The following is a 23,930-nucleotide window of genomic DNA, read 5'->3' as shown; positions in this document are numbered from 1 at the left end:
GGCTTAACTGATGGAAATTATACTTAACTCAGGCGGCACTTTTGTAATCCTTGCTGCCGTTGTTGGCTTCTTTATGGCATGGGGCATTGGTGCTAATGATGTTGCTAATGCTATGGGAACCTCTGTTGGTTCAAAAGCATTAACTATTAAACAAGCCATTATAATTGCGATGGTTTTTGAATTTGCTGGTGCTTATCTTGCGGGTGGTGAAGTAACATCAACTATACGTAAAGGCATTATTGACGCCAGTTACTTTGTTGATAGCCCTGAATTACTTGTTTATGGCATGATTTCAGCATTATTTGCTGCAGCTACCTGGTTATTAATTGCTTCAGCTCTAGGCTGGCCGGTATCTACTACACACTCTATTGTTGGTGCTATTGTTGGTTTTGCTGCTGTTGGCGTAAGTGCTGATGCGGTTGAATGGGGCAAGGTTGTTGGTATTGTTGGCAGTTGGATTATCACACCGCTTATCTCAGGTATCATTGCTTTTATCATTTTTAACAGTGCACAAAAACTTATTTTTGATACTGACAAACCATTACAACAAGCAAAACGATGGGTTCCTGCTTATATGTTCCTTGCTGGTTTTGTTCTATCACTGGTTACTATCAAAAAAGGCCTTAAGCATATTGGCTTAGAAAATGTAGATCTTGGCTTTGTTAACTTTGAAATTAAAGGCGCGGGTGGTTTTTACCTAGCAACTATTGTCGCTGTTATCGTTGCAGCTATAGGTAAAGTCTTTATTAATCGCTTAAAATTTGATGAGACTCTTGCTAAAGAAGCGCATTATGTCAATGTTGAAAAAGTATTTGCAATTCTAATGATAGTTACTGCCTGTGCCATGGCTTTTGCCCATGGTTCAAATGATGTTGCCAATGCTATTGGCCCTTTAGCTGCGGTTGTTAGTATTGTTGACCATGATGGTGAAATTGCGGCTAAATCTGCAATTGCTTGGTGGATACTGCCATTAGGTGGTTTCGGTATTGTTGCGGGTTTAGCCTTATTTGGTCATAAAGTTATTGCTACTATCGGCCAAGGTATTACACATTTAACACCTAGTCGTGGTTTTGCGGCTGAATTAGCTGCTGCTAGTACTGTAGTCATCGCTTCCGGTGCAGGCTTACCTATTTCAACTACACAAACCTTAGTAGGTGCTGTGCTAGGTGTGGGTATGGCGCGTGGTATTGCTGCTATTAACTTAGGTGTTGTACGTAACATTGTTGTATCTTGGGTTATTACTCTACCGGTAGGTGCTGGTTTATCTATAATCTTCTTCTGGATTATGCAGGCAACGTTTAGCTAGTACGCTTTGCTAAGTAACTATTAGCTAAGTAGTTACTTTTTAGATAACCTCCAGTAAATAGATAAAAAAAGCCGCAATGAATTGCGGCTTTTTTGTTATCTATATTCAACCAGAACTGTTAAAAGTCATTTGATTAAATCACTGCTCATTTGGCAGGAGCTTAACTACGTTCAGTCACTTCTAATAAGTGATAGCCAAACTGAGTTTGCACTGGGCCTTGCACAGTATTTAAAGGCGCTGAAAAAACAACTTTATCAAATTCAGGAACCATTTGGCCAGGGCCAAAGCTACCTAAATCGCCACCTTGGGCATTTGATGGGCAGTTCGAATGTTCTTTAGCAACTTCAGCAAAGTCTTTACCTGCTTCAATTTCCGCTTTTAATGCCAAACACTGTTCTTCTGTATCTACTAAAAGGTGGCGTGCACTTGCTTGAGACATACTTGTTTCCTATTTCTGTTTTGTGAAATTATATTTATTATGAAATATTATATAATTGAGCACCCGTACAGTAACGTATCTTAATGGCAAATGAAAGTAACAGAAATGGAACTCGAGCCTTATCTGATTGAACTGCCTAAGTATATATTAGGTGTCATACGCTTGTTTAAAACATCATGGTAAGTTATATGCCAGACTGTTCACTGTAATTAGCCTATTTAAAACACAATGCTTAGGCTGTTTCTTTCAAAGAGTGAGCTGATTTTATTACGATAAGCTTCGTTATTAATTTATCACAATGTGATAAATTAATGTGGAGCACATAATAGCGCTTGGCGGGAAAAAAACGAAAACGTCATCGATTTATTTGTAAGGTATCACCATAACCAGGTTTAAATGAGTATCCAAGATCATTATTAGTCTTAATTAGCACTCAAGCATAAATATGGGTAGAATAGCTGCAATATCAATTCACTTTAATTACAGCAATAGTACTAAACAGTACGAAAGCAGTACGGACGACCTATGGCCTCCCTTCAAGATCAATTGCTCAAAGCCGGATTAACCACCAAGCAAAAAACTCGTCAAGCAAACTCTGATAAACGTAAGAAAAATAAACAACAGCGTAGCGGTGTTGAGCATGGCGCAAGTTTACAAGAACAAGTAAAACAAGACTTAGCAATATCTAAAGCAGATAAACTGGCTAAAGATACCGCCCTAAATGAAGCCAAAAAGATTGAGCTAGCCAAAAAAGAGCAAAATTTACGAATCAAACAAATCCTTGAACACCACCAATTAACCGGTGTTAAGGGCGAAAGTGACTATAACTATACCTTTAATAATAAAGTGAAAAAATTAGCGCTTAATTCCATTACCCATAAAGCATTGGTTAATGGCCGTTTGGCATTGTGTGGCTTAAATGAAAGCACCTATCTTGTTACTAGTGAAACGGCTGCTAAAGTAGCAGAACTTGACAGTAGTATGATTCTTGTACAAAACGATAAAGTTACAGTAGAAGAAACCGATGAAGATGATCCATACGCGGATTACCAAATTCCAGATGATTTAATGTGGTAGATAAAATAGACATATGCACAAGCTGATAAGTATCGGCTTACTATGTTAGAATATTCGCCTATTGTGGGGTATATATACCTTAAATACTCGTACCTATACTATTGGCTAACGTAAACAAGCGGTTAGCAAAAGCCTTAGGTCTTCATTATTAACAAGAGTTATTTTTATTATGTTGATGAAAGCTATCCGTTGGCCCATAGGGCAACTAATCTTATTACTAAACTTTATATTTTCACCACGTTCACCAAAACGTGCTGAAGCTGAACAAGCTAAAATTGATGATAAAACTCAAACATTAAGTTTGTATCAATTACCATCATGCCCATTTTGTGTAAAAGTTCGCCGTACTATGAAACGTGAAGGTTTAAAAATTGAATTACGCAATATCAGTGGTAAAAATGACTTTCAACAAGAGTTAATTCGTGAAGGCGGTAAACGTAAAGTGCCTTGTCTACGTATTGAAAAAGCAGATGGCCAAGTTCAATGGTTATATGAGTCAAATGATGTTGTTGCCCATCTACAAACATTAACTAAGGCAGCCTAATTGAGCTTGTTTAGTTAACTTTCAATACAGTTTAATTTTACCATTATTAAGGTAAAATTAAACTGATCGTAATTCTTATAAAGTGTGCCTCTCTTGGCGCACTTTTTTTATGTGAAATTTAATTGCCCTAAACCCTATCTTATTACTAGTTGTATCATTTAATAAGGTTTTAGTTGTGCTGATAAAAACACCCAAGAGTTACCATTTAAAAGAAAGTGAAATAACCCCTGAAAATGTCTTTTTAAATCGACGTGAATTATTAAAGGGCATGGGATTTTTAGGTGCTGGTGCTTTGTTCGCAACCGCAAGTGCCAACGCGAACGCTGGTTGGTTTAGTAAAGAAGAAGCCACTAAGTTTAAAACAATCCCCTTAAAATATACCGCTGATGCAAACACCGCTAAACTAATACTTACCCCTGAAAGTAAAGTGACCACGCACAACAATTTTTATGAATTTGGCGCACAAAAAAATCAGCCTGCAGAGCTATCTCAAAACTTTGAGGTAAATCCATGGCAGCTGACTATTTCAGGTGAATGTGATAACCCGATTACCTTAGATTATGATGATTTAACCTCAATGTTTGCTCTTGAAGAGCGAATTTATAGACTGCGCTGTGTAGAGGCTTGGTCTATGGTGGTACCTTGGATTGGCTTTTCTTTAGCTGATTTATTAAAAAAAGTAGCCCCTAACTCTTCTGCTAAATACGTGGTTTTTGAAACATTGCACGATCCTAAACAAATGCCGGGTCAAGATGATAGACGTTTAGGTGGTGGTATCGCTTATCCTTATGTTGAAGGACTGCGTATTGATGAAGCGATGAACCCTTTGACGTTAATGAGTGTCGGATTATATGGTAAAACCTTACCGCCGCAAAACGGTGCGCCAATACGCTTAGTGGTACCTTGGAAATATGGCTTTAAAAGTATCAAGTCAATTGTATCAATTAAACTGGTAAGTAAGCAGCCTATAACCACTTGGTATAAGCTAGCGCCTAATGAATATGGCTTTTATGCTAACGTAAATCCTGAACATGACCACCCGAGATGGAGCCAAGCGAGTGAAAGGCGAATAACGTCAGGGGGTTTGTTTGCGCGAAACAGAATTGAGACCTTAGCCTTTAATGGCTATGGCGAGCAGGTAGCTCATTTGTATAAAAATATGAATTTAAGAAAGTATTATTAGGTCTGCTTTAAATGAATATAAGATTAACCACCTCAAATAAAGTATTAATGTTAAAAACCGTTATTCATTTAGCGGCTCTCTTGCCTTTAATTAACTTATACTATCTGGCTTTTTATGACTTACTTGGCGCTGATCCTGTTCAGAGAGTGATTCATTTTACCGGAATTGGAGCCTTTAATTTGTTATTACTTACATTAACGGTTACGCCACTCGCCAAGCGCTTTAAGCAAGGTTTTTTATTGCAAGTAAGACGCTTATTGGGCTTGTATGCTTTTAGTTATGCTTTTATGCATGTCTTTAATTTTTTAGCTTTTGACTTACAGTTTGCTTGGTCGTTATTTTTTAACGAAATTGTTAAGCGGCCATATATCACCTTTGGCATGATCGCCTTTGTTTTATTAGCCACGCTTGCTATTACCTCCCTAAATAGTCTTAGGCGAAAAATGGGTAAGTCATGGCAAAAATTACATAACCTAAGTTATCTGATTATTATTTTGGTTGCTGTTCATTTTTATTGGTCAGTTAAGTCTGAACTGCTATCGCCACTGTTTTATTTTCTTCTGGTTGGAATATTATTGTCATTTCGCTATACAAAAATAAAAAAGTTGATGCGGTCGACATTTAATCGAAAAACATCAAAAATATAGCCCTTTCTTCAACGGTTATCATTCAGATTATTCTATAACCTAACAATACTATTCAAAGATCTTAGGCGAGTATTACTCGACGCAGAAAAAGTAGAATATTAGACAAGTGTAAGGGAATCAATAATAGGTAGTTATGGCAGAGTTAGTTTGGGGTCAATGAATGAGTATCGGCGTGAGTCAGTGGTAAAGTGACTTTTTTATTAATGGCGAAACCTTCGTTGCCCATGCAGATAAATCACTATATCAAGCAAAAAATAGCGGCAGAAGCAAAGTGGTGATCGCTCAATAGCAAGTTATTTGAATACTACTTGTAATTAAACGTAAAAATTTGACTGTTTATCGCCATAACCTTGTTGTTTTATCGAAATAAATTTATGGTATTGGCCACTATGTTTCGCTACAGGAATTCAGATGCTTAAAAAATCATTACCGCGTAATTCAATTATCAGTAACTTTACCAATAAAGTTACTGATAAAAAAACTGCGTATACCCTACTTGCTACCAGTATGTTGTCACTCGGCTTAACGGCCTGTCTACCCAACGAAAAACAAGATGCTAAAGTTGTTATCAATAAAAATCCTTACCCAAGTACTTACCAAGCATTGCCAGCTCAAAGTACTTTATTAACCAATGCCACTATTTTAACGGGCACAGGTGAGCGTTTAAATGATGCCGATATTTTACTTGTTAATGGCAAGGTTAGCCAAGTAGGTAATGATTTATCTGCAGATAACGCCAAGGTTATTGATATGTCAGGTAAGTGGATCACGCCTGGTATTATAGATGTTCACTCCCATTTAGGTGTTTATCCTAATCCGCAAGTTGAATCACACTCAGATGGTAATGAGATGACTTCTCCTAATACCTCAGAAGTTTGGTCAGAGCACAGTGTTTGGCCACAAGATCCTGGTTTTGAAGCGGCGCGTGCCGGCGGTATAACCAGTTTACAAATATTACCTGGTTCAGCTAATTTATTTGGTGGTCGCGGTGTTACTTTACGTAATGTACCCAGTGTAACCATGCAAGGCATGAAGTTTGTCGATGCTGCTTATGGTTTGAAAATGGCCTGTGGCGAGAACCCTAAGCGCGTTTACGGTAGCAGAAAAGTTTTACCTTCAACTCGTATGGGTAATGTTGCCGGTTACCGAAGTGCTTGGCTTGCTGCCACAGAGTACAAACGTGAATGGGATAAGTATGACGCGGATTACAGTGCAGGTAAAAACCCTAAAGCACCAAAGCGCGATTTAGAGCTTGATACCTTAATGGGCGTTTTAGACGGTGAAATATTAATTCATAACCATTGTTACAAAGCGGAAGAAATGGCTGTAATGATAGACCTTGGTAATGAATTTAATTACCACTCAGGTACTTTTCATCATGCTATTGAAGCTTATAAAATTGCCGATTTACTAGCAGCTAATGGTAATTGTGCGGCTATGTGGCCAGATTGGTGGGGCTTTAAAATGGAAGCCTTTGACATGGTTGAAGAAAATGCCGCCATTGTTGATGCAGTGAAAAATTCTTGTGCAGTAGTTCATTCCGATTCTGCAAGCACTATTCAGCGTTTAAACCAAGAAGCGGCAAAAGTGATGTATCGCGCCAATGAAAATGGCTTTGCTTTAAAAGAAGAAGATGCTATCAAGTGGATTACTGCTAATGCAGCTAAATCTTTAGGTATCAATGATGAAGTAGGCAGTTTAGAAACAGGTAAAAATGCTGATGTTGTGGTTTGGAATACAAACCCATTTAGTGTTTATGCCCAAGCTGAACAAGTGTTTATTGATGGCGCAAAAGTTTATGACCGATTGGATGATAAATACCAAGCGAAAAGTGACTTTTTACTTGGTCAGAATTTAGATAATCATATTAATAAGTCAGCAACCAAGCTAATTACTAAATAAGGGAACCCCAATGAAAAACACTCAATTAATTACTTCATTGCGCTATGCTTTATTTGGCGCACTTGCCGTGACTACTAGCCAAGTACATGCTGAGTCAGTGGCAATAACTAATGCCACTGTATACACAGTGGCTGAGCAAGGTATTTTATCACAGGCAACTGTTGTTTTTGATGATGGCATCATTACTGCTGTTTATAGCAAAGATGATGTACCAGAGTCACTTAGCGCAGACACTATGATTGACGCGAAAGGACGTATTTTAACGCCTGGTTTTATTGCTTCAGGCAACTTACTGGGTTTAGTCGAAGTGGGCGCAGTCTCGGCTACCCGCGATGGCTCTGATAAAAAAGCCGATATAACCTTTGATGCCAGTCTGGCGTTTAACCCTAAGTCGACGTTGATCCCTTATGCTCGCAAGGGCGGTATCACCAGTAGCTTAGTTATGCCACATGGTGGCGAGAACGTTTTTACGGGTCAAAGTTTTACGGTAAATTTATCAGGTGAATTTGACAGTGTTATTGCTCAGCAAAATGCTGTGATTGTCGAGCTTGGCAGTAAACGTAAAGGCTCAAGAGCAATGAGCTTACAAACATTAAGCAATAAACTTGAAGATGCCCAAAAAGCGTTAGCCAAAATCGAAAAAGCTAAAACTAAGAAGAAAAAATCAAAAAATACAGAAGACAAAGAAGCTAAAACTCCTTCTCGCTCAGAACAGGTAATGTATGCTTTATTATCAGGCGAAAAACCATTATTGGCATACGTGGATAGAGCAACAGATATTTTAGCTTTGTTGAAATTAAAAGAGCAATATCAGCTTGATTTAGTGCTTGTTGGTGCAAGTGATGCTGTACTGGTTAGCGATGAAATAGCAAAAGCGAATGTCACTGTGATGATGAGTGCTATTGATAACTTACCGAGCAGTTTTGATTCATTACATAATTCACTCAATAATGTTGCGAAATTAACTAAAGCGGGTATCAAGGTAATTATCAGTAATAGTGGTGAGAGTTATAACATTAATCAGTTACGTTTTGATGCAGGCATTGCTATTGCCAATGGCCTAGCACCAACTAGTGCTTTAGCTGCAGTTACTGCTAATGTTGCTGATAGTTTTCATTTGAATGCTGGTCGTATTGTTGTGGGTAAAAATGCTGACTTAGTTTTATGGAGCAGTGACCCCTTTGAAATAAGCACCAAGGTAGATTTTATGTGGATCAATGGTAATGCCATGTCGTTAAGATCACGCCAAGATGTTTTACGTCAGCGCTATACTACAGATAGCAGCATGCCACGTGGCTATACTAAGTAAAGGCTAATCAGTAGGTGATAACATTTCTGGTATTTATTGATTATCTCGATCCGTTATTGCTCTGATAGGCACTCGCCGCATAGTGAATAAAGCCCGTACTTTAAGGAAACTTAAATGCGGGTTTTTTATTTGTATCGTCATTATTATAAAATAAGTAATTATGGTAAGTGCTATATGGCCCGTAATTGCAAAGCTAGCTGTAAATGTAGCCAAGATATTAAACTTGTAATTTTATTACTGATCATTATTATTGTGATACAGCTGTAACTTAACTAACTCTTTTCTAAGTAACTATTATGCGTTTTTCTCTTATCATACTGCTTTTTTTAACCTTAATTAGTTTTGTTTTTTCTGCTAATTCCAGAGACAAAGTTGGCCTAGTGTTAAGTGGTGGCGGCGCTAAAGGTACTGCTCATATTGGTGTGCTTAAAGTATTAGAGCAAAACAATATTCCAATCGATTATATCGTTGGTACTAGTATCGGCGCCTATGTCGGCGGCATGTACGCCTTAGGTTATGACGTTGATGAAATTGAACGTATTATGCTTGGGCTGCCTTGGTCTGATGGCTATTCAGACTTTATTCCCAGAGAGGCTTTATCTTATGTCAATAAACAGCACCGAGATAGATACAATTTATCAATAAGATTAGGTTACAGTGACGGTGAATTTAAAGTACCACACGGTTTATTATTGGGTCAAAGTGCCTATCAAATACTGCAGCGTTCAACCGATACTGTTAGCTCTTTTGATAGTTTTGATGAACTTGCCATTCCTTTTCGGGCAGTTGCCTCGGATATTGCCACTGCACAAATGGTAGTTCTTGATTCTGGCAGCATTAATCAGGCGATGAAAGCTTCTGCTGCTGTTCCTGGCATTGTTGCTGCAGTTGAAATTAATGGAAAAATGCTGGTTGATGGTGGCATCACTAATAATATGCCAATAGATGTGGTTAAAAAAATGGGCGCAGATATTGTTATTGCTGTTGATATCGGTTCGCCATTAGCAGGACAAAGTGAACTAACCAGTACGGTTGCTGTGCTAAATCAGTTATCTACCATTTTGACTAACAATACTAGTTTGGCGCAAAAAGTATTGCTGAGTGATAAAGATGTGTTGCTACGTCCGGCTATTGATGAGTTAAGTACGACGAATTGGTCTGTTATGCCCCAAGCATTAAACTTAGGGGAGCAAGAGGCTAATGCACAAGCACCCGCATTAATGAAGTTAGCAATCAGTGATGACAACTATCAAGTATATAAACAACAAAAACAAAACAAAGCTAAAAAATGGTTTGCTGAGTTACCTAATAAAATAATTGAAATTAAATTTCAAAATAACTCGAAAGTAGAGAATGATATTATTGCGCTTCATTTGGCTGTTGAGTTAGGTAAAGGCTTGAGCAAGAATGAATTAGATTTAGCCATTGATAGAGTTTATGCCCTTGATAAATTTGAACAAGTCACTGTTGAGTTTAATGATACTGAGCAGGGACGAGTCTTAATCTTACATACAAAGGCAAAATCTTGGGGGCCAAACTATTTCGATTTTGGCTTTAATCTAAAAACTGACTTTGCCAACAGGGCTATTGTCTCACTTAACATGTCTTATATGATGACCGATGTTACGGATAATGGCGGACGTTGGTTAAATGAAGTAAAAGTGGGTTGGGAAACCTTACTTGCTACTGAATTCTATCAACCACTAACTAAATCACACGATTTTTACAGTCGTGCTAGAGTGGCCTACATTCAAGACAAGTGGGAAAAAACCAAAACTCGTCCTGAACTGAGCAATGATCACTACAGTGGCCTTTTAGCGCTAGGTTATAATTATTCTTTTAATGGCATTATGGAAGTTGGTGGTATAGCCGAAACGGGAAACCTTTCTTTTGATGCGCTTGCTGGAGGTGAGTCTGACTACAACTCCTATGGTGGTTTTGTAAAATTTGGCTATGACACGCTAAACAGTATCAACTTTCCCACGCAGGGCAATAAATTTTCAATGAAAGTGCAGTGGCTCAATGATCAATATTCATCACAACTAAGCGTTGCCGATACAGATAAATCGCTAGTATTGAACCTTGATTGGCGTGGCGCTTTTGGCATTAGAAATCATACTTTTGTTGGTATTGCTTCTTTAGCTACCGTTGAAAATGAAGAAGATTTTAGCGTGCATGTTACTGAGTTAGGTGGATTTTTAAACCTATCAGGTTATCAAGAAGATGCCCTTATTGGTGTTCATAAAGTATTTGCTGCTATTGTTTATCAATATGATTTAGGTCGTGAAATGCCTGCCGAGGGCGGTTTGCCTATTTACTTAGGTGTAAGTGCTGAAGCCGGTAATATTTGGCAAGTTAACGAAACGGTGAAATATAGTGATTTAATTCACTCTGGCAGTATTTATTTAGGCACAGACACCAGTTTTGGTCCGGCAGTTTTTGGTGTTGGTTTTGCATCGGGCGGTAAGTCTTCTGTATTCTTATCAATAGGAAAAAACTTTTAAAGATGAACTATCAGTGTAATATTTTAGGCTTTCAAACATAAAGGACATCTTATAAACTTTCTTTTTAAATATGCTTGCTCAACGGTTAATTGATAAATAATTAAATAACAGAGTACTTATTTGAATAACATAGTACTTAGCAACAGAGCACTTAGCCGTTGATTTTTTAGTAACCAAGCGACTCAATAACAGAACGGTATTCCATGACAAAAATATTACTAGATAACGATTTTACTCACGTTAGCACATTGACACTAAACCCAGATAAAGAGAATGATTATCCTGATGGAATAAGTATCACTCATGATCATTGTCAAGCGCAAGTAAGTTTATTTGGCGGGCAAGTATTAAGCTTTAAACCAGCAGATCAACAAGAGGTATTATGGCTGAGTGAGAAAGCCAGTTACCAAGCTGGTAAAGCCATTCGTGGTGGCATTCCTCTATGTTGGCCGTGGTTTGGTGAAAACAATAAACAAACTCAGGGTAATAAATCAGACAAACACGGTTTTGCCAGGCAATTACCTTGGCGTGTTGAAGCACTCACAGCCGATGAAAGTGGTGTCACCCTTATTTTGGTCTTAGTAGGTGAGAAGCAACACCCACTTTGGCCCAATGCCTATAAATTAACACAAACACTCTTTTTCGGTAAAAGCTTTAAACAAACATTAGCCATGACTAACCTTTCACCCCAAGGTGCTCAGTATTCTACGGCATTACATAGTTACTTTGCTGTCAGTAATCCAAAAAATGTCAGCATTGATGCACTAACAGGTGTTCACTATCATGACAAATTAACTGCGAGTACAAGTGTGCAGCAGCTATCAGTCAGTTGTATTGGCGAAATTGACCGTGAATATCATAGCTGTGAAAAAATGACCATTGTTGATAATAACTGGCAGCGTAAAATTGATATCGTAAGTACTAATTGCGAGCAGTGGGTATTATGGAATCCAGGTACTGAACTTGCCAATACCATGGCTGATGTTCACGATGGTGGCGAGCAAGAATATGTTTGCTTAGAAGCGGCGAATACTCAATGGCAAGAACTGCCAGCAGGTAAAATGATTATTATCTCGCAAGAAATCAGTGTTAATAATATCTAACTCAGTTCTAACTAAAATCTAGCTGCATTCTGGTTAACACCAAACTAAACTTCAGTATTAAGAAGAACTTCGACGGTTTGAATTATCATTAGTTAATCCGTAAATAGCGGTGCAATAAAGCTTGGGTAAAGTTTATCTTCAGGTAAAATCCCCGTGGTAAGGTCATAAAAGGCTTGCCGTGTCGATCAAAGGCTTGGGTTTTTACTTTGCTGTTGGCGGCTTTGGGTCTTAACTGCATCACTTGGCCATGTTTACCATGAATATTTTCCACTTCACCTAGTACAATCATATCGGTAAGCTCTTGCCAGTCTTGCGCTAATAGTGCTTCTTCTGCGGTATTAGGTGACCATAAAAAAGGAGTACCAACTAAACGTTCACTGATTGCAGCATCTTTAGGTGTAATCACGGGTACCCAGAGTACTCGGGCAAGCTTTTTACGCACATAACAATTATGCCAATTGATACCAACAAGGCCTGTTAAAGGGGCAACACTGACAAAGGTGGTCTCTAGGGGTTTGGCTTGTTCATTAATTGGTAATGACTTTAATTCAATACCCAAGTGAGGGAAATCTGGCTCGGGCCTTGAACCAGCACTGGCCCCTAGCACATGTTCTAACAACAAACCTATCCAGCCTTTGTTACGCGTTAAATCTTTTGGTACAGCAATGCCAGCTTGTTCAGCAATTTCACCTAAGGTTAAGCCCGCTAAGTTTTGCGCGCGTTGCATTAATACTTGTTCAGAGCAGGGTATGTTCATAAGTGAGTAGAATTAACCATGAAATATTTTCTTACTAAGGTTACTGGTTATTATTAATCAATAGCTAAAAAAATCAAAGTAATCATTTGCCCCACAGACGTTAATATGGTTGAATTGATACAAGAATTTTATATATTGTCAGGAGTTCCTGTGATCGATGCCGAAGGCTATCGCGCCAACGTCGGCATAGTAATAATTAATGACAGGGGACAAGTATTTTGGGCAAGACGGTTTGGACAACATTCATGGCAATATCCACAAGGTGGGGTTGATGAAGGTGAGTCGGCTGAACAAACCATGTATCGTGAGTTACATGAAGAAGTTGGCTTAAAACCGGAACATGTGAAAATTGTTGCTTCAACCAAACACTGGCTAAAATATAGATTACCAAAACGTTATATTAGGCATGACTCGAAACCCGTTTGTATTGGACAAAAGCAAAAGTGGTTTTTGTTAAAACTCACTGCAGCTGAATCTTCAGTTGATTTACTCAATAGCCCGCATCCTGAATTTGATGATTGGCGATGGGTAAGTTATTGGTATCCAGTTAGGCAGGTAGTGTCTTTTAAGCGTGATGTTTATCGCAAGGTCATGAAAGAGTTTGTCAGTTTTGCTTTACCGTTAACGTATGAGCGACGACCTGAGCGTCGTAAACGTCGCGCTTAGTTAACTAGCTTAATTATTACTATGATTGTAGATTCGCGTTAAGAATCCTAATAGCCCACTTTATTGTGGGCTATTTTTTTCTAAATATTTACTTTACGGTAACCACGAATTATAGAGGAATTAAATGTTAGCAACCCTACGTCGAATAGTATTGGAGTTTAGTCAAGAGGCCGAACTGCAAACTGCGCTTGAACGTATGGTCTATCGTGTAAAAAAAGCAATGAAAACAGATTGCTGTTCAATATATCTAGCGGATTATCACCAACAACACTTTGTATTAATGGCTTCAGACGGTTTAGCTAAGTCTTCGCAGGGTCAAGCGAGTATAGGTTTCTCCGAAGGTTTGGTTGGCTTAGTGGGACAACGCGAAGAGCCGTTAAATATTGCTGATGCTCAACAGCATCAAGACTTTATTCACGCACCCGAAGTTGAAGAAGACGAATTTAATGCCTTTTTAGGCACGCCCATTATTCATCAACGTAAAGTACTCGGTATTTTAGCTATTCAGCAAAAGAAATCGCGTCACTTTACCGAAAATGATGAGGCCTTCTTAGTGACACTATCGGCGCAACTAGCCAGCGCTGTGGCTAATGCCGAAATTAAAAGTTTGCTTAATCAGCAGCAAGAACAAAATCAAGGTGTTAAACAGTTATATGGCATTCCTGGTGCGCCCGGAATAGCCTTAAGTGAAATCATTGTATGTCAACCTCAAGCAGATCTCGCTGCGGTATCATTAAAAAAAACCATTGATAAACAAAAGCAATTGTTGCGTTTTGAACAAGCGGTTACCAAGACCCGTCTAGAATTCAATGCGTTGAGTAAGCTATTAAGTGAGTCTATTGATGACGATAGTCTCGCTATTTTTGATGTTTATAAACAGTTATTAGAACAAGCTAATTTAGGCCAAGAAGTCGGTGCTAAAATATCACAGGGCTGGCGTGCAGATAGTGCCTTAAAATTAGTGATTGAACATTACATTAGCCAATTTGAAGCCATTGAGGATAGTTATTTTCGTGAACGAGCTAGTGATATTCGAGACTTAGGTACACGGTTATTAGTAAACCTTCAGCAACAAGCAAAAGAAGAGCTGATGTTGCCAAATGAATTTATTTTGTTGGCACAAGATGTTAGTGCATCAATGGTAGCTCAATATCAACATCAGGGCCTGTTAGGCATCATTTCTTTATCGGGGTCGAATAATTCTCACGCAGCTATTTTAGCTCGTTCGTTAGGTCTGCCAGCCATCATGGGTGTTAATGCGAATGTGTTAAGTCAATTGCACCAGCAACAGGCGATACTTGATGGTTATAGTGGTGAGCTATTTATTAACCCTGATGATGGTTTAATACAAGAATATCAATATTTATTGAGCCAAGAAAAGGCGCTCACCGATAAAGTTATGGCAGTGGTACACTTGCCTTGTATTACTCAAGATGGTCGAGCTATTGAAGTCTTACTCAATGCCGGTTTATCGGCAGGATTTGAACACTCCACCCAACTTGGAGCATTAGGTATTGGTTTATATCGTACTGAAATACCTTTTATGAACCGACATTGTTTTCCATCAGAGCAAGAACAAACACTGTTATACCGTAAAGTACTACAAGCTTTCCCAAAACATGGCGTTACCATGCGTACTCTTGATGTTGGCGGTGATAAATCATTACCCTACTTTCCTATTAACGAAGATAACCCTTTTCTTGGTTGGCGCGGTATTAGAATTACCTTAGATCACCCTGAAATATTCTTGGTGCAAGTACGTGCTATGCTTCGTGCAAATCAAGGATTAAATAATTTAGAGATCATGTTACCTATGATCTCAGGAGTTGAAGAAGTTGATGAAGCCCTTAGGTTAATTAATCAGGCGTTTTTTGAGCTTAAAACTGAATTAACCCAAGATATAATTAAAGAACTGATGTCTGCTAGCAACGAAGATGGTCACTTAAGTGTGCAACAAGCTCAGGTTAAGGCACAGACAGTTTCTGCTAAATTAGTAAGACCTAAAGTGGGTATTATGTTGGAAGTACCTTCTGTTATTTTTCAAATGGAAGCCTTGGCTAAGCGAGTTGATTTTTTCTCGGTTGGTAGCAACGATTTAACCCAGTATTTATTAGCGGTTGATCGAAATAATAGCCAAGTAGCCAATTTATATGACGCCTTTCATCCTGCGGTATTAAATGCTTTGAATAATCTTGCGCAGCAATCAGCAAAACAATTAACCCCGATTAGTTTATGTGGAGAGCTTGCCTCGCAACCCGCCGGAGCTATTTTGCTTTTAGCTATGGGGTTTGACAAAATTAGTATGAATGGTCATAACATACCGCGTATTAAATGGGTTATTCGTCATATAACCTTTGAACAAGCACAAATTATTTTAGAAAAAACATTAACCTTAACAACGGCAAAAAAAGTACATAGTTACTTAAATGAACAACTTGAAACCTTAGGTTTAGGTGGCTTTATACGTGCAGGTTATTAATTTTTTACATACCTTTAGGCATAAATTCTAAGTGTTTAGTGATAGGTGCCAGTTTTAGGCATAGTTTTTTACTCAAAACATACCAATAGTTATAATTTACCCCATATTTAGGAGCGGATTTTCCGCAAAGAAGAATGATTTTAACCGTATTAATTTCGTGTATTGCCTTAGGTAGTATCGTTGGTTTTTTAGCTGGTCTTTTAGGTATAGGTGGCGGCCTTATTATCGTGCCGGCACTGGTGTACTTATTGCCTATGGTTGGCGTGAGTAGCGAAATCGTGATGCCTATGGCACTTGCTACCTCTTTAGGGGCGATAGTTATTACTTCGGCAAGTGCCGCAGTAGCGCACCATAAAAAAAATAATATCCCATGGGTTTTAGCAAAACCATTATTGATCTTAGTTGCAGCAGGAGCTTTGTTAGGGGCTTTTATTGCCGACTCTCTTTCGAGTGAAACATTAACTGGATTTTTCTCCATAGTCGTGGTTTTCCTGGCTGTTTACATGTTACTTTCAATTAATGCCTCAAAACAAAGGTCATTACCCGCGACTTATGTTTTGCAATTTATTAGCTTTATAACGGGCATTATTGCAAGTTTAATGGGGATTGCAGGCGGAGCCATTCTAGTACCCACGTTGAGTTATTTCGGCGTGTCTGTACGTCATAGTATCGGTATAGCAACGGCTTGTGGAGTGATGGTGGCCTTGTTTGGCTCCTTTGGTTATATCATTACCGGTTTTAATTTACCTAACTTGCCACAGTGGAGCCTAGGCTATCTTTATTTACCCGCTTTATTCGGTATTGTTATTAGTTCGTCAATTTTTGCGCCGTTAGGGGTTAAATATGCCAGTAAATTACCGGTAAAAACCTTAAAAAAATTCTTTGCTATTTTCTTGATCTGTGTGGCTATTAAAATGATGCTTGGTTAATGAAATTTACAGTGGTACTTTTAAGGTAAACTTTTAGACATAACAGGGTATAATCTCGGCTAATAAGCTAATAAGCTAATAAGCTAATAAGCTAATAAGCTAATAGCTTTTAACTTTCTACTTTTTAACCTTCTACTTTGAGAACATGGATAAGCAATGACAGATAAGTTTTTACAATTTCCAGTAATAGACCCGATCATCTTTAGTATTGGCCCAGTTTCATTACGTTGGTATGGCACTATGTATTTAATTGGCTTTCTTGCAGCTATGTTTATGGCAAACAGAACCGCTGATAGAAGTAACGGCTTATGGACACGTGAGCAAGTCAGTGATTTATTGTTTTATGGCTTTTTAGGGGTTATCTTAGGTGGCCGCGTTGGTTATGTATTGTTTTATCAGTTTGAGTACTTTTTATCTGACCCATTATATTTATTCGAGATATGGCAAGGTGGCATGTCATTTCACGGTGGCTTACTGGGCGTTATTTTAGCTATATTTATTTTTGCCCGAAAAACCAAAAAATCTTTTTTAGAAGTTGGCGATTTTGTTGCACCTCTAGTACCTATTGGTTTAGGTATGGGTCGTTTAGGTAACTTTATTAATGCTGAACTTTGGGGACGTCAAACGGATGTGCCATGGGCAATGGTTTTTCCAACCGATTCATTACAAGTACCACGTCATCCTTCGCAATTATATGAGTTTGCCCTTGAGGGCGTAGTGCTGTTTGCTATTTTATATATCATTACACGTAAAACTAATCGCTTGGGTCTAGCTTCCGGCGCCTTTCTGATTGGTTATGGTGTATTTAGAAGTATTGTTGAGTTCTTCCGTGAGCCAGATGCGCACCTTGGTTTGTATTTCTCCTTTATTTCAAAAGGGCAAATTTTAAGTATTCCAATGATTTTAGTGGGGGTATTGGTGATTTATTTAGGTCATTTAGCCCAACAAAAGGCGGCTATAACTCAGGCACATAACAGGGATAATTCATCGAAGAAGTCAGCTAACTCATCATCAAAAAAAACAGCAAAAGGAAATAACTAATGCGCGCATATTTAGATTTATGTCAACGAATTATCGGCCAAGGTATTTGGGTTGAAAATGAGCGCACCGGTAAACGCTGTTTAACAGTGATTAATGCTGATCTAGAATATAACGTTGGCGATAATCAATTCCCGTTAATCACCACTCGTAAAAGTTTTTTTAAGTCGGCAATTGCTGAGTTTATTGGTTATATCCGTGGTTATGATAACGCAGCTGATTTTCGCAAATTAGGCACTAAAACATGGGACGCTAATGCTAACTTAAATGAAGTTTGGCTTAATAACTCACACCGAAAAGGTGAGGATGATATGGGCCGCGTTTATGGTGTGCAAGCTCGTGCTTGGGCCAAGCCTGACGGTGGTACTATCGACCAATTAAAGAAGATCGTAGATAACCTAAAAAATGGTATTGATGATCGTGCTGAAATTATGACATTTTACAATCCAGGTGAATTTGATATGGGCTGTTTAAGACCTTGCATGCATACCCATAATTTCTCATTGTTGGGCGATACTTTGCATTTAACAAGTTTTCAACGTTCATGTGATGTGCCGTTAGGGCTTAACTTTAATCAAGTACAAGTATTCTTCTTTTTGGCTATTATGGCGCAAATCACCGGTAAAAAAGCAGGTATGGCGTATCATAAAATAGTAAATGCCCATATTTATGAAGACCAGTTATCGTTAATGCAAGATGTTCAGTTAAAACGTGAGCCGATGGCGCTACCTAAACTTATCATCAACCCTGAAATTAAATCATTAGAAGATTTAGAAACATGGGTAACTATGGATGATTTCAAAGTAGAAGGTTATGAGTGCCATGACGCGATTAAATATCCATTTGCAGTCTAGGTGTTAAAAAGTAATCATTAAGCTGTGAGTAGTAACTCAATAAATAGCTTAAGACAGAACTTAAGAGACAACTAAATACAAAGAGTAAAACGACAAAGGTCAGCTGATAACAGCTGGCCTTTTTTATTGCTTGAGTTTACTTAACCTGAACTCTAGATAATGAGTACTTGATGTTTAAGTAAAAACATCAACCTATGGTTATTTAAAATAAAATTTACCGGATTAAATAGCGATATATTGAGCAAATGCTGCTTATCCAGAATAGTCGTTTTAGCTAACGCGTTTAAATAGGGCCTTTCTTGCTTGAAGGGATTAATAAAGCTGTATTCTTTGCTACTAATAAGCTTAAAGTTGTCACCGAGTCTTGTTTGCATTTCCGCCACTGAATATTGATGCACTACTAATCCCGCGCACTGTGTTGCTCCACTATCTGAGAATTCAGCCAACAAAACATACCCTCCACATTTTACCGAGTTTTTAAGGTTAGCAAAGTAGTGGTTAATTTGCTCTTCAGTGAGTAAAAAGTGTAAAACAGCACGGTCAATCCAGATATCGATAGCAAGACTCTTATCAAAGTACTTATTACCATGATTATTAAATGGCACACCTAAATCATGTTGTAAATATTGGCACTGAGCAGCATTAAGCCTCTGAGATAAGGTTTCAAGTGCCTTGGCGCTAATATCATTTACCAGCAAATAGGCATCTGTTTTTAAAAGTTCATCTACCAGTTTGGAAGTACCAGCACCTGCTAAAAATAATGTTGAATTTGCTGAGATCGAAATATTATTTAGAAAGTTCAGGGTTTGAGAACAATCATCTTCATACCAGCCTAGCTGAGTATCTTGTTTTGCTGAAAATATATCATCCCAATGTTTTTGTTTACTTTTCATTACTGGCACTCATTTATCATGATAACTTTTGTTATAGAGTAATTAATATCCTACAATAAAAGGTCATATTTGTCCGTAATTGTAGTTTACAAGGGCGGGAGCACTTAGCTTTTACAAGAGGGTTCTTTAGCTAACTAGAGATTATCTTGAATTTGAGGGGATGAATGTCATGCCACGATTAAACAGCTGTTTACTTTTAAACAGTAAACATAAGTCTCATTGCTCTATTAAAATAGCAAAAAAGCCACACCAATTACTCAGTGTGGCTTTGATAAAGCATTCGATGTTTCTATTGCTTAAATGATTAGAATTCTTTTTTCACGCCCATGTAGAAGAATCTACCACGGAATGAGTAAAGGTTATCATCGGTAGCAGTACCGTTAGCCTTTAAGAAAGGTGGCTCTTTATCAAATATGTTTTGCATCCCAACATGTACATCAGTACCAATACCTTCAATAAAGTAACCTACTTGCATGTTATGGAATACTGTCGCTGACATAACATCATCTTCAGCAGCTTCAATTTCTGAGTTGTAGTTAGCATCCCAAGTGGCTCGGTAGTTGCCCATTGACCAATCAAGTTGAATATTTGCCTTGTACTCAGGAATACTACCAAAGGCAGGATCGTAAGTACCAACAATATCTCTAAATGGAGAATCACTAGTATCTTGAACCTCAAACTTATCCATTAATGTGGTATCAAAGTTTATACGCCAATCACCTATATCCGTTTCAAAAGCGTAATTAGCATTTAAGTCAAAACCTGAAATGTTACGTGCGGCAATGTTGTTCTGAGGTGAGTTGATCGTTTGAATAAAGCCTGTGCCGTTATTGCTTCGTAAAACATCACCAGCATAGCTTGGGTTACCAGCCAAGTTTTGGTCAATAACATAACGAGAGCTAGCAAAAACCACATTGGTTTGCTCAATTTCAAAGTAATCAAGGGTAAACGACAAGTTATTAATAGGCTCTATGACTAAACCAAGTGTCATATTTTCAGCTTCTTCAGGCTTAAGGTCTGGGTTACCACCACCAATAATGTCATTGCTTTGAATAGCATTTTGACTATGGGCAGGATCTAAACCTAAAGCAACACACTCTGGTTTAGTTGAACTAAAGTTCGCATCGTTATTAGGGTTACACGGATCATACATATTAGTATTGATATTTGACGTTCTACCTTGGTACATCTGCGCCATGGTTGGAGCGCGGAAACCGGTGCTGTAACTAGCACGAAGCTTTAACATATCAAATGGTTGGTAAATAACTCCAAATTTTGGATTGGTGGTGCTTTCGTTGATATCACTATAATCACTATAACGAACAGCGGCTTCAAAATCTAAGTTATCTAATACAGGAATTGCTAACTCTAAATATAGTTCCGTAATTTCACGTACTGGAGAGATTACCGGAGTACTTGAACCACCCCATGAAACATCAAATGTTGCTGTGCGCTGTGCTTGGTCAACTTCTAAAGATAATTGATCTTCACGATACTCAGCACCAGTTGAGAACATTAAATCACCAGCAGGTAATTCCATAACCGGGCCTGAAATATGTGCTTGCATAAACATTAGATCATTTCTATTGGTTACTACCGGCGCCGTAGTATTAATGAAGTCTAACATTTCTGTGGTGATTGAGCCTTCAGGACCAAATACATTTAAAGCAACACAACTAGGATCGGCTGTAGTTTCACACTCATTAGACAAAGCACGCTCAATTTGGATAAGTGATGGCTGTGGACCACCTCGGCTAATCAATTCAGCAGATTGGCTAGAGAAGTTTACTTCCCAATCATATTCATTAAAAATTATGCCTTGTAGACCAAGCGTATAACGTTGAATCGTACTCTCTGTTTTATAGATACGTGAACCGTACTCACTGAAACGACGACTCACATTACCTGCTTCTCCAAACGGGTTATATTTTTGGTTTGCACCAACACCATAGTTATTGCCATCAGAGTCAGTGTAGCGTTTAAAAGCATTTGGTGTATCGACATTGTCGCCATACCAACCGGTATCGGTACCAGGAGGGGCTTGGTTACCTTGGACAAAACCGTCATGAAAAGATAACTCAGTAAAAAACATCAAGTCTTCAGCTAGCTCGTAGTCACCAGTAATAAAAACACTGGTGGTTTTGTTATCATTGGCACCCGATTGTGCAGCACGATAGTTATAACCCATGGTGTCATAGTCAAATGCAGTAACTTGGCTTGGGTTATTAGCATCGAGTACAGTCCATGTTTGACTTGGATCTAAACCAAAACCAGACAAACGAGCAAATGGTGTTGTGCCCGAGCTTGTATCATCACCACCTAAATACGATTGATCAGTATCTTGGGTCATGTAACGATCTTTTTCTTCCCAACCAGAGTTGTTGCTGGTTGAAGCAGCAATCATCATGCTACCTTTGTCCGTACTAAAACCCATGACTAAACCAAGCTCACGTTCTTGGGCATCTCCTTCAGACGATTCGCCATAACGAGCATTTACTTCAAAACCTTCGTAGTTTCTACGGGTAATGATATTGATAACACCGGCAATCGCATCTGAGCCATAAATAGCTGAGGCGCCATCTTTTAATACTTCAATTTGAGAGATGGCTTCAAAGGGGATTGATGATAGATCAACTAGGCCGTCTTCATCTGAGCCCACTATACGACGCCCATTTAATAGTACTAAAGTATTTGTCGCTTCAATACCACGTAATGTTGCTGTTTGAATATTGTTTGTACCAGAGCTACTTTGATTATTAGCGCTATTACCTGTAATCGCGGGTAATCGGCGTAAAGCCGAGCTTACATCGGTAATACCTAATTTAGTCAGTTGTGCTTTAGTCACTACGGTAATTGGTGATGTCGAGGAAACTTCGGCACGTGCAATACGTGAACCGGTAACCATGATTTTTTCAACCTCTTCTTCTTCAGCGGCAAAAACAGGTGTAGCCATGCTTGATGCAATCGATAGCATAGCTGCAGAGAGAGCTGATAGCTTAAATGTCTTAGTTATACGCATTATTCTTCCTTAGATGTATTTATTATATTTATTTTTTGGTGATGCTAAAATTTTATGTGCACACTATATATATGCACATATTTTATATTGTATACACTTAGTGGCAGGGTCCGGTGTAACAAAGAGTAACAAAAGGTAACGAGGATGTGATTTTTGTGTAAATACAGTGAGGGCTTTGAGATGATTTACTGGAGAAGTTAATTGTTGATCCTTGTCATTGCTTTGTTGTTGGTATGTTGCTAACAAATGTAATTTTAAATAAATTAGATTAGTAACTGTTATTTTTAAAGCTTCTTATGGGGTAAGCCGATGGAGTTGACAAACTTATTATCAACTTTGAAATAACATAACTACAAATTTAGGGCAAGGCGAACTATTAATGATCTTAAAGTAGAAAGTTATGAGTGCTATGTTGTGATTAAGTATTAATTTGCCGTGTAACAGCTAAATAGTATGCACCAGCTTGTTAGTTGTAACACAAAACCTAACCTTATTTACTTAATAAATAAGGTTAGGTGATAAGAGTTATGATAACAATTGGCCTATTGTTACTGCCGACGTTTGAAGAGTGCGTATATATAAGGTCTTTCTTGCTTGAACGGATTAACAAAAGTATATTGCTTACTATTGATAAGCTCAAAATTATCACCCAATCTTACTTGCATTTCATTCTCGGAGTATCGGTGCACAGCTAATCCTGCGCAATGTGTTGCTCCAGCGTTTGAGAATTCAGCCAATAGCACATAACCTCCACATTTCACCGTACTTTTAAGATTTTCAAAGTAGTGGGTAATTTGCTTTTCAGTGAGTAAAAAGTGTAAAACAGCGCGATCAATCCAGACATCGACAGTAAAACCTTTATCGAAGCCTTTATCGAAACTATGTCCTAAATCATGGTGTAAATATTGGCATTTAGTATTATTAAGTCTTTGAGATAACTGTTCTAAAGCCTTGGCGCTAATATCATTTATTATCAAGTTGGCATCTGTATTTATTAGTTCATCCACTAGCTTAGAGGTACCAGCACCGGCTAAAAATAATGTTGAGCTTGCAGAGATAGCAGTATTCTTCAAAAAGCTTAGGGTTTGGCTGCAATCATCTTCAAACCAGCCTAACTCAGCATCTTGTTTTGCTGAAAAAATAGTATCCCAGTGCGCTTGCTTACTTTCATTAGTATCACTCATTGGAACCACTCACTTTCCGGAGGTCTTTGGATTAGAATAACTATCATCCTAAAGTAAAAGCGCATAGCTGTCCGTAGTGACTATATTTTTCCGTGGG

At 38.2% G+C, this 23,930-nt stretch carries 19 protein-coding genes; 14 read left to right on the top strand and 5 right to left on the bottom strand.

Annotated features, from left to right (window positions below):
• Positions 1-10 precede the first annotated feature (10 nt).
• Positions 11-1,306, top strand: a complete 1,296-nt coding sequence (locus GAB14E_RS17190) for an inorganic phosphate transporter (RefSeq protein WP_033081199.1) — start codon at positions 11-13, stop codon at positions 1,304-1,306.
• Positions 1,307-1,466: 160 nt separating this feature from the next.
• On the opposite strand, the gene GAB14E_RS17195 is transcribed toward GAB14E_RS17190, so the two are convergent.
• A complete protein-coding gene (locus tag GAB14E_RS17195) occupies positions 1,467-1,745 on the bottom strand; it encodes a peptidylprolyl isomerase (protein WP_033081198.1) in 279 nt (92 codons plus the stop codon).
• A 525-nt stretch (positions 1,746-2,270) separates the two neighbouring features.
• Here GAB14E_RS17195 and GAB14E_RS17200 point away from each other — a divergent pair.
• From GAB14E_RS17200 to GAB14E_RS17235, 8 genes are all read left to right on the top strand, one after another.
• The gene (locus GAB14E_RS17200) at positions 2,271-2,822 is read left to right on the top strand and encodes a DUF2058 domain-containing protein (protein ID WP_033081197.1); all 552 of its coding nucleotides are present in this window, start codon (positions 2,271-2,273) and stop codon (positions 2,820-2,822) included.
• Between the two features lie 175 nt (positions 2,823-2,997).
• On the top strand, positions 2,998-3,366 hold the full coding sequence (locus GAB14E_RS17205) for a glutaredoxin family protein (RefSeq protein WP_033081418.1): 369 nt from the start codon (positions 2,998-3,000) through the stop codon (positions 3,364-3,366).
• 175 nt (positions 3,367-3,541) lie between these two features.
• Positions 3,542-4,549, top strand: coding sequence for a protein-methionine-sulfoxide reductase catalytic subunit MsrP (msrP, locus tag GAB14E_RS17210; RefSeq protein ID WP_033081196.1), 1,008 nt, complete (start codon positions 3,542-3,544; stop codon positions 4,547-4,549).
• A gap of 11 nt (positions 4,550-4,560) precedes the next feature.
• Complete coding sequence (gene msrQ / locus GAB14E_RS17215; RefSeq protein ID WP_033081195.1) at positions 4,561-5,196, top strand: protein-methionine-sulfoxide reductase heme-binding subunit MsrQ; 636 nt, start codon at positions 4,561-4,563, stop codon at positions 5,194-5,196.
• 507 nt (positions 5,197-5,703) lie between these two features.
• Positions 5,704-7,098 carry an amidohydrolase gene (locus tag GAB14E_RS17220; RefSeq protein WP_052093528.1) on the top strand — a complete coding sequence of 465 codons (1,395 nt, stop codon included), beginning with the start codon at positions 5,704-5,706 and terminating at the stop codon, positions 7,096-7,098.
• A 10-nt stretch (positions 7,099-7,108) separates the two neighbouring features.
• Positions 7,109-8,407, top strand: coding sequence for an amidohydrolase family protein (locus GAB14E_RS17225; RefSeq protein WP_033081194.1), 1,299 nt, complete (start codon positions 7,109-7,111; stop codon positions 8,405-8,407).
• A 296-nt stretch (positions 8,408-8,703) separates the two neighbouring features.
• Positions 8,704-10,911, top strand: coding sequence for a patatin-like phospholipase family protein (locus GAB14E_RS17230; RefSeq protein ID WP_033081193.1), 2,208 nt, complete (start codon positions 8,704-8,706; stop codon positions 10,909-10,911).
• Positions 10,912-11,114: 203 nt separating this feature from the next.
• Complete coding sequence (locus GAB14E_RS17235; protein ID WP_033081192.1) at positions 11,115-12,014, top strand: D-hexose-6-phosphate mutarotase; 900 nt, start codon at positions 11,115-11,117, stop codon at positions 12,012-12,014.
• A gap of 88 nt (positions 12,015-12,102) precedes the next feature.
• Here GAB14E_RS17235 and mutH read toward each other — a convergent pair whose 3' ends face one another.
• Entirely contained in the window at positions 12,103-12,771 is a 669-nt protein-coding gene (gene mutH / locus GAB14E_RS17240) for a DNA mismatch repair endonuclease MutH (protein WP_033081191.1), read from the bottom strand.
• 150 nt (positions 12,772-12,921) lie between these two features.
• Here mutH and rppH point away from each other — a divergent pair, with 150 nt between their 5' ends.
• The 5 genes from rppH to GAB14E_RS17265 all read left to right on the top strand — a co-directional run bounded on the left by rppH (position 12,922) and on the right by GAB14E_RS17265 (position 18,737).
• Entirely contained in the window at positions 12,922-13,437 is a 516-nt protein-coding gene (gene rppH, locus GAB14E_RS17245; RefSeq protein WP_033081190.1) for an RNA pyrophosphohydrolase, read from the top strand.
• A gap of 124 nt (positions 13,438-13,561) precedes the next feature.
• Positions 13,562-15,916 carry a phosphoenolpyruvate--protein phosphotransferase gene (gene ptsP, locus GAB14E_RS17250; RefSeq protein WP_033081189.1) on the top strand — a complete coding sequence of 785 codons (2,355 nt, stop codon included), beginning with the start codon at positions 13,562-13,564 and terminating at the stop codon, positions 15,914-15,916.
• A gap of 134 nt (positions 15,917-16,050) precedes the next feature.
• A complete protein-coding gene (locus tag GAB14E_RS17255; RefSeq protein ID WP_033081188.1) occupies positions 16,051-16,845 on the top strand; it encodes a sulfite exporter TauE/SafE family protein in 795 nt (264 codons plus the stop codon).
• Positions 16,846-17,001: 156 nt separating this feature from the next.
• Positions 17,002-17,886: a prolipoprotein diacylglyceryl transferase gene (gene lgt, locus GAB14E_RS17260; RefSeq protein ID WP_033081187.1), complete on the top strand. Its 885-nt coding sequence runs from the start codon at positions 17,002-17,004 to the stop codon at positions 17,884-17,886.
• Positions 17,886-18,737, top strand: coding sequence for a thymidylate synthase (locus GAB14E_RS17265; protein WP_033081186.1), 852 nt, complete (start codon positions 17,886-17,888; stop codon positions 18,735-18,737). The genes lgt and GAB14E_RS17265 overlap by 1 nt, the downstream gene beginning before the upstream one ends.
• A gap of 152 nt (positions 18,738-18,889) precedes the next feature.
• Here GAB14E_RS17265 and GAB14E_RS17270 read toward each other — a convergent pair whose 3' ends face one another.
• The 3 genes from GAB14E_RS17270 to GAB14E_RS17280 all read right to left on the bottom strand — a co-directional run bounded on the left by GAB14E_RS17270 (position 18,890) and on the right by GAB14E_RS17280 (position 23,833).
• On the bottom strand, positions 18,890-19,630 hold the full coding sequence (locus GAB14E_RS17270) for a class I SAM-dependent methyltransferase (protein WP_197061159.1): 741 nt from the start codon (positions 19,628-19,630) through the stop codon (positions 18,890-18,892).
• Between the two features lie 304 nt (positions 19,631-19,934).
• Positions 19,935-22,649 (bottom strand): TonB-dependent receptor, encoded by a 2,715-nt coding sequence (locus GAB14E_RS17275; protein ID WP_033081185.1) that lies wholly within the window; start codon positions 22,647-22,649, stop codon positions 19,935-19,937.
• 548 nt (positions 22,650-23,197) lie between these two features.
• The gene (locus tag GAB14E_RS17280; protein ID WP_033081184.1) at positions 23,198-23,833 is read right to left on the bottom strand and encodes a methyltransferase; all 636 of its coding nucleotides are present in this window, start codon (positions 23,831-23,833) and stop codon (positions 23,198-23,200) included.
• Positions 23,834-23,930 lie beyond the last annotated feature (97 nt).

The sequence above is a fragment of the Colwellia psychrerythraea genome, assembly GCF_000764185.1.
GTDB lineage: Bacteria > Pseudomonadota > Gammaproteobacteria > Enterobacterales > Alteromonadaceae > Colwellia > Colwellia psychrerythraea_B.
This window is presented reverse-complemented; position numbering and strand designations above follow the sequence as displayed.

Bases quoted from the DNA above. Each gene is read 5' to 3' on its own strand.
- lgt (WP_033081187.1), top strand. From the start codon at position 17,002: ATGACAGATAAGTTTTTACAATTTCCAGTAATAGACCCGATCATCTTT.
- GAB14E_RS17230 (WP_033081193.1), top strand. From the start codon at position 8,704: ATGCGTTTTTCTCTTATCATACTGCTTTTTTTAACCTTAATTAGTTTT.
- GAB14E_RS17265 (WP_033081186.1), top strand. From the start codon at position 17,886: ATGCGCGCATATTTAGATTTATGTCAACGAATTATCGGCCAAGGTATT.
- GAB14E_RS17255 (WP_033081188.1), top strand. From the start codon at position 16,051: ATGATTTTAACCGTATTAATTTCGTGTATTGCCTTAGGTAGTATCGTT.
- mutH (WP_033081191.1), bottom strand. From the start codon at position 12,771: ATGAACATACCCTGCTCTGAACAAGTATTAATGCAACGCGCGCAAAAC.
- ptsP (WP_033081189.1), top strand. From the start codon at position 13,562: ATGTTAGCAACCCTACGTCGAATAGTATTGGAGTTTAGTCAAGAGGCC.
- GAB14E_RS17195 (WP_033081198.1), bottom strand. From the start codon at position 1,745: ATGTCTCAAGCAAGTGCACGCCACCTTTTAGTAGATACAGAAGAACAG.
- GAB14E_RS17190 (WP_033081199.1), top strand. From the start codon at position 11: ATGGAAATTATACTTAACTCAGGCGGCACTTTTGTAATCCTTGCTGCC.
- GAB14E_RS17275 (WP_033081185.1), bottom strand. From the start codon at position 22,649: ATGCGTATAACTAAGACATTTAAGCTATCAGCTCTCTCTGCAGCTATG.
- GAB14E_RS17225 (WP_033081194.1), top strand. From the start codon at position 7,109: ATGAAAAACACTCAATTAATTACTTCATTGCGCTATGCTTTATTTGGC.
- GAB14E_RS17235 (WP_033081192.1), top strand. From the start codon at position 11,115: ATGACAAAAATATTACTAGATAACGATTTTACTCACGTTAGCACATTG.
- msrQ (WP_033081195.1), top strand. From the start codon at position 4,561: ATGAATATAAGATTAACCACCTCAAATAAAGTATTAATGTTAAAAACC.
- GAB14E_RS17205 (WP_033081418.1), top strand. From the start codon at position 2,998: ATGAAAGCTATCCGTTGGCCCATAGGGCAACTAATCTTATTACTAAAC.
- GAB14E_RS17270 (WP_197061159.1), bottom strand. From the start codon at position 19,630: ATGAAAAGTAAACAAAAACATTGGGATGATATATTTTCAGCAAAACAA.
- GAB14E_RS17200 (WP_033081197.1), top strand. From the start codon at position 2,271: ATGGCCTCCCTTCAAGATCAATTGCTCAAAGCCGGATTAACCACCAAG.
- GAB14E_RS17220 (WP_052093528.1), top strand. From the start codon at position 5,704: ATGTTGTCACTCGGCTTAACGGCCTGTCTACCCAACGAAAAACAAGAT.
- GAB14E_RS17280 (WP_033081184.1), bottom strand. From the start codon at position 23,833: ATGAGTGATACTAATGAAAGTAAGCAAGCGCACTGGGATACTATTTTT.